Raw genomic sequence first — 11,042 nt, forward strand, 5'->3', positions numbered from 1 at the left:
GTGGGTTCGAATCCCACCCTCTCCGCCAACGAAGTAGAATTTCGTACGTAAATTCAGTTACTTGAAGTTTGACGTTGGTCGGCATCCCACACTCTAGTCCACAATCGCATATGAAAGAGTTGCGTTGACGTGCCTCGGGCACCGACGCTGTTGGTGGCTGGGGGAAAGTTACATGCTCAAGGCGATCATAGTGTCGAGCGTCGTGCTGGCTCTGGCGAGCTGCTCGAAAACGATCAACGAATCTGTTCAACGCCGGTGCAACTTGATGTCAGCCCTGCGGGACTGGGTAAGCCGGACGATTGGGCATTCCAGCGCGAAAAAACCGAACAATGCGTTCATCGTTGGTCCTACCGTCTTGCAGGTTCGAATGACCCCGCCCCGGTGGTTGCGCAAAGCGGCGATTGGGGCGTGCTCTGATCTCCTAGCCCGGACCGCTCAGGCATGGCGGCAGATGAGTTCGGGTCAAACAATGGTCAGCTATCGGACCGGCTCAGCGGTGACGGCGGAAGCGCGCACGTACGAAGAAATGACGATGAAGGCGCAATTCTATGTTGTGCAAGCGCGGGCAGGACACTGCGCGATCCCCGACTAGTCTCGTTGCTGTTGAACGAACCTAAATCGTTCCGCACCGGTTCAACCCGAGAAGGATGCGTTTCTTCCCATCGCAGTGACTCCCGAGCGCATTGCTGGCGCTCGATGGCCTGGGTTCGCGCCCGGCGAGCGCCAAGCGTCGTGCGCTGCCGAGCTTATGCTGGGAGGCAAGAAACTTTCGACACCAAGCAACCTCGTCACTAGGGGCTAGGCTCACTACGTCTCCCAAGATGCGGATGCCGCTTGACCTTCCCCCCGTGGGAAGCTCCATCCCGCACAGGTCATTGCGCAGGAAACTTAATGCCCCGGCCCCTAGCCTCTTTCGACCGCCGCTCGTTCCTCCGCGCAACAGCGCTTCTAGGCGGCGGCGCGGCGATTGGTGCGCTCCTTCCGAGTTGGGCGCTCAGCGACTCTCCAGGCCTTGCCTCCACCCTTCCGACGGTATCGGGCGAGGACATCAAGCTCACGATCGGCCACACGCAAGTGACCATCGACGGGAAGTCCCAGCACGCCGTGACCATCAACGGCACGGTCCCCGGTCCGCTTCTGAGGCTCAGGGAGGGCCAGCGGGCGCGGATTTCCGTGACCAACGCGCTGAATGAAGAGACATCCATCCACTGGCATGGCCTCCTCGTGCCGTTCCAGATGGATGGCGTGCCCGGCGTCAGCTTCCCAGGAATCCCTCCCGGGGAGACCTTCGTCTACGAGTTCCCAGTCATCCAGTCGGGCACTTACTGGTATCACAGCCACTCCTCGCTCCAGGAGGCTGAGGGCCACTACGCCCCCATCGTGATCGAGCCCTCGAAGCCCGATCCAGTCTTGTTCGAGCGCGAGCATGTGATCGTGCTCGCCGATCACAGCGATATGCATCCTCACCTGGTCTTCAAGCGGCTGAAGCAGCAGGCCGGCGTTTTCAACTATCAACGCCAGACCATCGCGGGCCTGTTGGCGGGCAAGGACCAAACGCTCGCCGAACGCATCGAGTGGGCGAAGATGCTCATGGACCCAACGGACATCTCCGACGTCACCGGCGCCGTTCAGACCTTTTTGGTCAACGGCCACGGCCCCAAGGACAATTGGACCGGACTGTTCACGCCCGGCGAGCGGTTGCGGCTTCGCTTCGTCAACGCCGCGGCTCAGATGATCTTCAATATCCGCATTCCTGGCCTGAAACTCACGGTGGTGGCAGCCGATGGCCAGAACGTCCGACCTGTCGAGGTGGACGAGTTCCAGATCGGTAACGCCGAGACGTACGACGTTATCGTCCAGCCTTCCGAGGACAAAGCCTACACCTTGGTCGCCGAGGCCATCGACCGGTCGGGCATGGGGCGCGCGACCCTTGCGCCGCGCGCTGGGATGAGCGCGGCCGTTCCGCCGCTGCGCGAACGCCCGATCCTGACGATGAGAGATATGGGCATGGACATGTCTGCGCACGGCGCGATGGGGAAAACCGACCCCGCCGGCATGGCGGGAATGGACCACTCGAACATGGCTGGCATGGACCACGGGGCGGCTGCGGCCGACAGGCGCCCGCCCGGTATGGCGCCCCCACGCAAGCGCGGCTCGGACGCCATGGGTGACATGAGCGGCATGGATATGAACATGCTCGACTGGTCCAAGGCCCCCTACGTCAAAAAGGGGCCAGGGGTGCAGATGATCGCGCCGATGCCGCTCGATCGCACAGGGGAGCCCGGGCTTGGCCTGGAAAGCGTCGGCCACCGCGTGCTGGTCTACAAGGACCTGGTCGCCCTCGAGCGCAACCCCGACTCCAGGCCGCCGGACCGAGCCCTCGACATTCACCTCACGGGAAACATGGAGCGCTTCTGGTGGGGGTTCGACGGCTGGAAGTTCAGTGAGAACCCCCCGCCATACTCCTTCCGCACCGGAGAGCGGGTGCGTGTCACTCTGATCAATGACTCCATGATGACCCATCCGGTCCACCTTCATGGGCACTTCTTCGAACTCGTGCATGGTCCAGTGGGTTTTATGCCTCGCAAGCACACGGTGAACGTGGCGCCGGGCGGGAAGGTGACTTTCGATCTCACCGCGGAGGCGGGCGATTGGGCCTTCCACTGCCACATGCTCTACCACATGCACGCGGGTATGTTTCAGGTGTTCAAAGTGCGCCCGGCGCAAGGAGCCGCGGCATGATCTGGTCGTCTCTCCTGGCTATCGGCCTCGTTGGCTTTGCGACCGCAGCGGCCGCGCAAGCCGCCGATCCTCACGCTGGACACGTCATGCCAGCTAAGCCCGCCCCTCCTGTTGATCCCCACGCGGCCCATCGGATAGCGCCGGTGGAGACCCCGGCCGACCCTCATGCCGGGCATGTCATGCCAGCCCAGCCCAAAACCGCCACGGATCCCCATGCCGGTCACCGGACGCCGCCTGCGCAGGCCCCGATCGATCCTCACGCTGGACATGTGATGCCCGCCCAGCCTGCATCTCCCGTCGATGAGCACGCGGGCCATGGGACGCCATCTGCGCAGGCTCCAGCCGATCCCCATGCGGGACATGTCATGCCCGCAGGGCCTGCCCAGGGTGATCCACATGCCGGGCATGCGATGGGTGCTGCAGGTGACCCTCAAACTGGTCTCGACCTTCCGGTCGGCAAGGGGGCGGCCCCGGAAGTGGTCACTGACGCGCTGGCCGACCAGGTCTTTGGGGTTGGACCGATGGAACGTGCCCGTACATTGCTTGCCCTCGAGCATGGGGGCTCGCGAGCCTCGAAGGTGCAGGCCGACTTGTTGGAATGGGCGCCCGATGGGGATGGCTATCGCTGGAACGTCGAGGGCGTCTACGGCGGCGATCTCCATCGGTTTGCGTTCAAAACCGAAGGTGAAGGCCATTCCGGTGAAGGTGTAGAGGCGGCCGAGCTCGAACTCCTCTACTCCCGCGCCGTCGCTCGCTACACCGACGTGCAGGTCGGGCTCCGCTACGACTTGGAGCCGCGTTCCACTGCCTACGCCGTGCTCGCGGTGGACGCGATGTTCCCCTACTGGTTCGAAGCCGAAGGTTCTCTCTTCTTGTCCGAGCATGGTGATCTCCTCGCCCGGCTTGAGGGCAGTTACGATCTCAGGCTCTCCCAGCGCCTGGTGCTCCAGTCGCGTGCGGAGCTGGACTTCGCCGCGCAGGATATCGATCGGAGCGAGATCGGTTCCGGCTTCTCTAACGCCGAGTTTGGGTTGCGCCTGAGGTATGAGATGAGGCGAGAGTTCGCGCCCTATGTCGGCCTGTCCTATGAACGTGTTTTTGGCCGCACCGCGGACTTCGCGCGCGCCGCCGGGGAGGACGTTGAAACGACCCGATTTGTGGTCGGGGTGCAGGCTTGGTTCTGAGCCTACGCAAAGGGCGGACGTCGCTCCCAAAGGGTTGACGCTCCCATGGCGCGGGTGGCCGCCGCTTTGCGTCACCTGACTGCGATGGCCGAGAATGAGGGCTTTCTACGCCCTAGCCATTTGCCCAATGATGAGGCGTCCGCACGTCGGGCCTCATCTCCACCGAGGAGCCAGACCAATGAAGTTGATCGTTAAATCTGCGTTCGCCGCCATCGCGCTCGCCGCGCTGACAGCCGGTTCGGCGCTTGCAGCGGATTGCTGCTGCAAGGACAAGGACGGCAAGATGACCTGCTGCGACAAGAAGGCGCCCGCCGCGCCTGCTACGCCTGACGCCCCTGCCAGCGCCCCGCAGCACCAGCATTAATCGAGAGACTCAGCGCCCGCCCTGCCCCTGGCGAGCGCGCGGCGGCCCTTGGTGGCGGCCGCCACCGTCGTGGTCTGCACGCCAGGAGCATCCACCGCGCCGCCATCGCTGACAGCCGCCAACAGGCCGTCACATCGATGTCGGCGGGCCGAGTGCGCCCAGCCAGGCGACCAAGCCCAAGACAGCAAGCCCGAGCAATGTCTCGAGAATCACGCTGCGCCGAAGCGGGCGGAGGACAAGCTCGGAGGAGGCGTTCGCTTCCAGCGCCCGACCGAGGGCAGGTGTATGTTGAAAGCGGTTCGCCGCCGCCAAGCCGACCATAGCGACAAACAGGATGAGCTTCAGGCTCAGCAACCGACCGTATGGCGTCGTCCACAGAGCCGACAGCCGATCGGGTCCGATCAAGATCCAGCTGTTGATCACGCCGCTGACCACCAGGATGGCGACCGATGCCGAGCCAACGCCGGCAAATCCGTGCAAGGCGCGGTGTGTGGTCTGGCGGGCGTCGGGGCCCGCTGGCGACGGCAAGAGGAGACCGAGAAAGGCCACGAGGGCCCCGATCCAGACGGCCGCTGCGAGCGCATGCAGGACGTCGCTTGCCAAGTGAAGACCGCCGATCAGGCCCTCCGTGGCCGCGCCATGCCCCATCCAGGCTAGGCTCGCCGTGGCGACGGCGCCCAGGACGGCGGCGACGATCCAGGCCGGCCGTCCAGGCTTCAGAGCCAGCAGGCAAAAAACCGCCAGGAGCGCCGCGGCCGCCCGCACGACAGCGGCCTTTCCGAGGTCCATGCCGGATACTACCGCAAGGAGCGTTTCGACCTTCAGGCCTTCACTTACGGATCCAGCCAAGAGGCTGGCCTGCGCGGCAAGGCCTAGGGTCGCCGCCAACGCCAGGAGCAATCCAGCTCCAACGAGCAGTAAGCGCGCCCATGCGGTTCGAGCCCCCGTCTCGTCGCCGGAGGAAGGGAGCGCATAGATGAACAAGAGCGATGATCCCATGAGAACCATCGCTCCCGCATACTGCAGAAGCCTGAGGGCGATGACCGCAGGCTCGATCACCTCAGCCGACCTTGAAGGCGACTTCCCCGCTCATCTTGTGGCCGTCGGCGGAAGCGGCCGTCCAGACGATCTTGTAGGCGCCCTTCATCAGCGCCGCCTCGGGCACGCCGGTAATGCTCTTGCCGTCGGTCGAGACACTGGTCTTTACGGCCAGCTTCATGCCGCCGTGTTCGGGCATGATCAGGTCGAACTTGGAAAAGGCCGGCACCAACTTCTCGCTGAAACTCAGGGTGATCATCTTCGGCGCTGTGGAGACTGTGGCGTTCGCGGCCGGATTCGAACTTACCAAATGGGCGTGGGCCCAGGCCGGGCTCGTCGCGAGAAGGGTGCTGGCGCCTACGAAGGCGACAAGGCTGAAAAGGTGGTTCTTCACGTGGATCTCCTAACCATTTGTCTTTGAATTTTACGCTCGGCGCGCCGCTGAGCCTTCCGACTAGTCTCGTTCATCTGGACCAGGGGTGAACGGCCCCCGGTTCCCACTCGGCGACATACGCTAGGCGGTGGAGACCGGCGCTGGCCACGCCAGCCGAGTCCTCACAATTGGTCGCGTGGTCAATGTGGTGGCTCGGCCAGATCGGCAAGTATCGGGCAGTCGGGGCGCCCATCCCCGGCGCAGCAATGCGAGAGGTGGCGAAGGGTGTCGGCCATGGCCTGCATTTCCGCGATTCGCGTATCAAGATCAGCGACATGACGGTCGGCTATGGCCTTGACCTCACGGCTGGGTCGGTCGCGGTCACGCCACAGGGCCAGGAGCTGGGAGATCTCCACCATCGAGAAGCCGAGGTTCCTGCCTCGCTTGATGAACCGGAGCTCGTTGATCTCGCGGCCGTCATATTCGCGGTAGTTCGCATCGGTACGGCTGGCGGGCCGCACGAGGCCGATTTCCTCGTAGTAGCGGATCATCTTGGCGGAGACGCCGGTCGCCTTTGCGGCCTGACCAATATTCATCTGGAGACCTCAGAGCTCTATCGCGCGAAGGCGCAAGGCGTTGCCGATGACGCTGACGGACGAGAGCGCCATGGCCAGCGCAGCGATTGCCGGCGACAGCAGAAGACCGAAGACCGGGTAGAGCAGGCCCGCGGCGATCGGGACGCCCGCGACATTGTAGGCGAAGGCGAAGAACAGGTTCTGACGAATGTTGCGCATCACGGCGCGAGACAGCCGGCGAGCCTTGACCAGCCCCTGGAGGTCGCCCTTGAGCAGGGTGACCCCGGCGCTCTCGATAGCCACGTCGGCGCCAGCGCCCATGGCGATGCCCACGTCGGCCGCGGCGAGGGCTGGAGCGTCGTTCACCCCATCCCCCGCCATCGCCACCACTCGGCCCTCGGAGCGTAGCTTTTCGACAACGGCGGCTTTGTGCTGAGGCAGGACATCGGCCTCAACGTCGTCGATGCCGAGTTTCGCAGCTACGGCCAGGGCCGTGGTTCGATTGTCGCCCGTCATCATGACCACGCGAATCCCCTCGGCCTTCAACTGGCGGACCGCCTCTGGCGTTGTCGTCTTGATTGGGTCGGCGATAGCCAAGACGCCCGCGAGCGTGCCGTCGATCGCGACGAAGATGGCGGAGGCGCCTCCCTTCCTCAGCAGGTCGGCCTCGGTCGCCAAGGCGTGGGTGTCGATCGATTGTTCCGCCATGAAGGCGGGCGAGCCCAGCATGACACGGCGACCTTCGACATGGCCCACGACGCCCTTGCCAATCGGAGAGTCAAAGGCGATCGGCGTGGTCAACGGCAGGCCACGATCATTGGCGGCTCGTACGATCGCGTCCGCAAGGGGGTGCTCGCTGGAGCGCTCCAGACTCGCGGCCAGACGGAGGAGATCGGTCTCGTCGATCCCGGGCGCCGCGAGGATCTGGGTGACCGACGGTCGGCCTTCGGTCAGGGTGCCCGTCTTGTCGACGATGAGGGTATCGATCTTCTCGAAGCGCTCCAGGGCCTCGGCGTCCTTGATCAAGACGCCGGCGTGCGCGCCCCGGCCGACTCCCACCATGATGGAGATGGGCGTCGCCAGGCCGAGCGCACAGGGACAGGCGATGATCAGCACCGACACCGCCGCGACGAGGCCATGAGCCAGAGCGGGCTCGGGACCCACGAAGGCCCAGATGGCGAAGGCGAGGATCGCCGACAGGATGACGGCGGGGACGAACCATCCCGAAACCCGGTCGGCCATGCGTTGGATGGGCGCGCGACTACGCTGCGCCTGGGCCACCATCTGGACGATCTGGGACAGTAGCGTGTCGGCGCCGACTTTCTCCGCGCGCATGACAAACGAACCGGTCTTGTTGATCGCGCCGCCGACGACCTTGTCGCCGGGCACCCGGGTGACGGGCATGGACTCCCCAGTGACCATGGACTCATCGATGGACACCCGGCCCTCGAGCACCTCGCCGTCGACAGGCACCTTTTCGCCAGGCCGAACACGAAGGCTGTCGCCGACGACGATCAAATCAAGTGTTACCTCCTCGTCAGTTCCATCGCTTTGCACCCGACGGGCGGTCTTGGGCGCGAGGTCCATTAGCGCGCGGATGGCCCCCGATGTCTGTTCGCGGGCTCTCAGTTCGAGCAACTGCCCCAGAAGCACTAAGACCGTGATCACGGCGGCGGCTTCGAAATAGATGGGCGCGGCGCCGTCGGCGGATCGGAACGCGGCTGGGAAGATGTCCGGCGCCAAGACGGCCACGACGCTGAAGGTCCACGCGACGCCGATCCCCATGGCGATGAGTGTGAACATGTTGAGGTTTCGAGTGACCAGTGAGCGTGCGCCACGCTCGAAGAAGGGCCAGCCGGCCCAAAGCACGACTGGAGTGGCCAACACCAGCTGGAGCCAGCCCGAGATCGCGGGGCTTAGATGCAACATTTGGCCGGTGAGGTGCCCACCCATTTCGAGCGCGAACACGGGAACGGTCAGCACGAGGCCGATCCAGAACCGACGGGTCATGTCGGCCAGTTCTGGATTGGGGCCGGCGTCCGCCGTGATCAGGTCCGGCTCCAGCGCCATGCCGCAAATGGGGCAGGACCCCGGCCCCACCTGGCGAATTTCCGGGTGCATGGGACAGGTGTAGATGGTTCCGGCCGGGGCGTTTTCCGCCACGGCCTCCCTATCAGCGGAGAGGTACTTCTGAGGGTCGGCCACAAACTTCGTGCGGCATCCCGCCGAGCAGAAAAAGTAGGGTTGCCCAGCGTGAGACGCTTGATGGACTGTCGTCTCCGGGTTCACCGTCATACCGCAGACAGGATCTATGGTCTTGGCGCTGTCGCCAGTCTGCGGCCCATGATTGCAGCCCGGTCCATGCTGATGTGGGGTATGTCCCATTTGATCGGCCATTTCAGTCTCCTGTGGTCGCCCATGCCGGCCCACAAGTCGACCCTCAGGCTTCCAATCGTGGGAAGGTCAAGGCTTTAGTTCCCAGGCTCGATGTGGCGGGATCTTTGACGGCCCACACGTAGGGGTCGCGGGAGCTTGGATTTCGTTGAGAGAGACTAGTCCCTACTGTCTCCACTCTAGCCTGGGGATCGGAGATCGGCGGTCCACCACAAGAGACCCCGGCCCGTGTTAGGATCGGCGATGCCCCCGATCGAAGTCCGAGACCGCCGCGACCAAGTGCTGAACAGGGAGTGCTTTTGCATCACCTTGGATAGCGATGGCTTGCAGGCCGCCATTCGTGCCGAAGCGCCCGCCGAGAATGGCGCTGCGTCCCTCATCGCCACACATCCCCATCTTTTCGCGCAAGCGCCGGTATTTTTGGCGCGGGAAGACCTCGACGCCATGCTTGAGGTGGTGGCGGCGATCGAAGCGGCGGCGGCGTCGCCAGCTTATCAGGACGCTGTTCTGGGCTGGGCGCCCGAGATTGCGCGCCGAGACTTCGGACCCCGTGGCGCCTTTATGGGTTACGACTTTCACCTGGGGACGGCCGGACCCAAGCTCATTGAGGTGAACACCAACGCCGGCGGGGCTTTCCTGAACGCCTTCCTTGCTCGGGCCCAGAAGGCCTGTTGTGACGAAGCGCGTCTGGCGACACGATCGGCGCATCTAGACGAGTTCGAAACTGCTGTCTGGCGCATGTTCATCAGCGAATGGGAAAGCCAGCGCCCGAACAGCTCGCTGCGGTCTGTCGCGATCGTCGACGATCATCCCGAGGAACAGTATCTTTTTCCAGAGTTCCTTCTTGCACAGCGGTTTTTCCAAAGGCACGGCTTGCGGGCATTGATCGCTGATCCCGGCGAACTCAACTTTACTGATGGGCGCTTGCAATGCCGCGGCGAGACCATCGACCTCGTATACAACCGTCTAGTCGATTTCTCCCTTGGGGCAGGGGGACATGAAGTGCTGCGCGAGGCCTATCTTGCCGACGCGGTCGTGTTGACCCCTAGCCCCCGCAACCACGCGCTCTTTGCAGACAAGCGAAACCTGAGCCTGTTGTCTGACCCAGCCTCGGCGGAAATTCTGGGCGACGGAGCCGCCGGGCTCCTAGCCGCGATCCCGCGCACCCAACTGCTTAACGCGGACAATGCCGAGGCCCTGTGGGAAGAACGCAAAGGGCTCTTCTTCAAGCCGGCGGGCGGTCACGGCGGCAAGGCGGTCTATCGCGGCGACAAGATCACCCACAGAGTGTGGGCGGAGGTGCAGCAGGGCGACTATATCGCCCAGGAGTTGGCCGTGCCCACGGAGCGAAGGATCAAGGTAGATGGGGAGGTGAAGGCCCTGAAGCTGGACGTTCGTCTCTACACATACGAGGGCTCAGCACTGCTTTGCGCGGCTAGGATCTACCAGGGTCAAACCACTAACTTCCGAACCTCGGGTGGAGGATTTTCCCCCGTCTTCATAGTGTGAGCGCTTCTGCCTAGGTCCGTGATCCGGAAGTCTCAACCTCACCCGGGCGATCATGCGCGGCGCCACGGTGAAATTGTCCATGCTCTCGGATGCGGAAGTGACAGCTCCTGCGCTGGCGGCGCCCCGCGGACGGGTTCGCCTAAGCCCTCAATGCGCCGCCGCCGGCGCCCGCGATGACCAGTGGACGTGCACAATACGCCAAACGCCGTCGAGCTTCTGCAGGATGGCGGTCTCCGTCGTGACGCGGTCCACGTCCCGGTCACGAAAGCGACCGCGGGTCCGCCCTTCACTAGCCACCCATGCTATGTCGGCGCTCGCGCCACCTGTGCGGCGCGTCAGTTCCGCCGGCACTGCTTGGGCAAAACTCGCGTCGGCTGCGAGGTGGGATGAGGCGTACTCAGCGCGCGAGCGTTCCGCGCCACCGGCTTCGAAGACCAGCACTGCGTCACTCACCAACTTGGCCGCCTGGGCGGTGTCACCAGACGCGAGCGCCCCGTGAAAGGCGTCAACAACGCTCACGGCTTCCAAAGGCGCTGAAGCCTCCGCTATGGCGGGACCCGTTTGACGATCCGGAAGCGCGGTGGCCGTCGTCGGCGCTATCAGCACCAGTGCGGCGAGGACTCCACTGGGAAAGGGGACGGTCAGAGCCATTCGCACTACCTCTAGTCAAGAGAGCCGCTCGGCGCTCTTGCGGCGCATAATCTATTCGTGGCTTACGCCTCATCCGCAAGTCGTTGATGTTGGCCGTGGTCGGCTGGCGAAGCGTTTCGCTTCGAGGACAGCACGCCAGCCTTGCCGTGGATCGACCCTACTTCGGACAAGTCCGATCGAGACCGCCTGCCCAATCACGCGGACCACCGCGA

Annotated in this window: 10 protein-coding genes; 5 read left to right on the forward strand and 5 right to left on the reverse strand. The window is 64.0% G+C overall.

The window, feature by feature from the left end; all coding sequences use genetic code 11:
* The first annotated feature begins 172 nt into the window (after positions 1-172).
* The 4 genes from RMO04_RS20045 (at position 173) to RMO04_RS20060 (ending at position 4,290) form a co-directional block, all read left to right on the forward strand.
* Positions 173-592, forward strand: a complete 420-nt coding sequence (locus RMO04_RS20045) for a hypothetical protein (RefSeq protein WP_309646535.1) — start codon at positions 173-175, stop codon at positions 590-592.
* A gap of 299 nt (positions 593-891) precedes the next feature.
* Complete coding sequence (locus RMO04_RS20050; RefSeq protein ID WP_309646536.1) at positions 892-2,742, forward strand: copper resistance system multicopper oxidase; 1,851 nt, start codon at positions 892-894, stop codon at positions 2,740-2,742.
* Between the two features lie 272 nt (positions 2,743-3,014).
* A complete protein-coding gene (locus RMO04_RS20055; protein ID WP_309646537.1) occupies positions 3,015-3,926 on the forward strand; it encodes a copper resistance protein B in 912 nt (303 codons plus the stop codon).
* A gap of 178 nt (positions 3,927-4,104) precedes the next feature.
* Positions 4,105-4,290, forward strand: a complete 186-nt coding sequence (locus RMO04_RS20060) for a hypothetical protein (protein ID WP_309646538.1) — start codon at positions 4,105-4,107, stop codon at positions 4,288-4,290.
* A gap of 129 nt (positions 4,291-4,419) precedes the next feature.
* Here the strand turns inward: RMO04_RS20060 and copD are convergent, their stop codons facing one another.
* The 4 genes from copD to RMO04_RS20080 form a co-directional block, all read right to left on the reverse strand.
* The gene (gene copD, locus RMO04_RS20065) at positions 4,420-5,349 is read right to left on the reverse strand and encodes a copper homeostasis membrane protein CopD (protein WP_309646539.1); all 930 of its coding nucleotides are present in this window, start codon (positions 5,347-5,349) and stop codon (positions 4,420-4,422) included.
* 1 nt (position 5,350) lies between these two features.
* Positions 5,351-5,722: a copper homeostasis periplasmic binding protein CopC gene (copC, locus tag RMO04_RS20070; protein WP_309646540.1), complete on the reverse strand. Its 372-nt coding sequence runs from the start codon at positions 5,720-5,722 to the stop codon at positions 5,351-5,353.
* A gap of 179 nt (positions 5,723-5,901) precedes the next feature.
* Positions 5,902-6,297 carry a Cu(I)-responsive transcriptional regulator gene (gene cueR / locus RMO04_RS20075; protein ID WP_309646541.1) on the reverse strand — a complete coding sequence of 132 codons (396 nt, stop codon included), beginning with the start codon at positions 6,295-6,297 and terminating at the stop codon, positions 5,902-5,904.
* A gap of 9 nt (positions 6,298-6,306) precedes the next feature.
* On the reverse strand, positions 6,307-8,673 hold the full coding sequence (locus tag RMO04_RS20080; RefSeq protein WP_405041524.1) for a heavy metal translocating P-type ATPase: 2,367 nt from the start codon (positions 8,671-8,673) through the stop codon (positions 6,307-6,309).
* A 240-nt stretch (positions 8,674-8,913) separates the two neighbouring features.
* Between RMO04_RS20080 and RMO04_RS20085 the strand changes: the two genes are divergently transcribed.
* Complete coding sequence (locus tag RMO04_RS20085; RefSeq protein WP_309646542.1) at positions 8,914-10,179, forward strand: hypothetical protein; 1,266 nt, start codon at positions 8,914-8,916, stop codon at positions 10,177-10,179.
* Positions 10,180-10,326: 147 nt separating this feature from the next.
* On the opposite strand, the gene RMO04_RS20090 is transcribed toward RMO04_RS20085, so the two are convergent.
* On the reverse strand, positions 10,327-10,830 hold the full coding sequence (locus tag RMO04_RS20090) for a nuclear transport factor 2 family protein (protein ID WP_309646543.1): 504 nt from the start codon (positions 10,828-10,830) through the stop codon (positions 10,327-10,329).
* Between the last annotated feature and the right edge of the window lie 212 nt (positions 10,831-11,042).

The organism is Phenylobacterium sp. (genome assembly GCF_031412415.1).
In the GTDB taxonomy this organism is placed as follows: domain Bacteria; phylum Pseudomonadota; class Alphaproteobacteria; order Caulobacterales; family Caulobacteraceae; genus Phenylobacterium.

Excerpts from the sequence above, each read along its gene's own strand:
- RMO04_RS20090 (WP_309646543.1), bottom strand. The coding sequence starts at position 10,830 with ATGGCTCTGACCGTCCCCTTTCCCAGTGGAGTCCTCGCCGCACTGGTG.
- RMO04_RS20085 (WP_309646542.1), top strand. The coding sequence starts at position 8,914 with ATGCCCCCGATCGAAGTCCGAGACCGCCGCGACCAAGTGCTGAACAGG.
- RMO04_RS20080 (WP_405041524.1), bottom strand. The coding sequence starts at position 8,673 with ATGGCCGATCAAATGGGACATACCCCACATCAGCATGGACCGGGCTGC.
- RMO04_RS20045 (WP_309646535.1), top strand. The coding sequence starts at position 173 with ATGCTCAAGGCGATCATAGTGTCGAGCGTCGTGCTGGCTCTGGCGAGC.
- cueR (WP_309646541.1), bottom strand. The coding sequence starts at position 6,297 with ATGAATATTGGTCAGGCCGCAAAGGCGACCGGCGTCTCCGCCAAGATG.
- RMO04_RS20060 (WP_309646538.1), top strand. The coding sequence starts at position 4,105 with ATGAAGTTGATCGTTAAATCTGCGTTCGCCGCCATCGCGCTCGCCGCG.
- RMO04_RS20055 (WP_309646537.1), top strand. The coding sequence starts at position 3,015 with ATGCCCGCCCAGCCTGCATCTCCCGTCGATGAGCACGCGGGCCATGGG.
- RMO04_RS20050 (WP_309646536.1), top strand. The coding sequence starts at position 892 with ATGCCCCGGCCCCTAGCCTCTTTCGACCGCCGCTCGTTCCTCCGCGCA.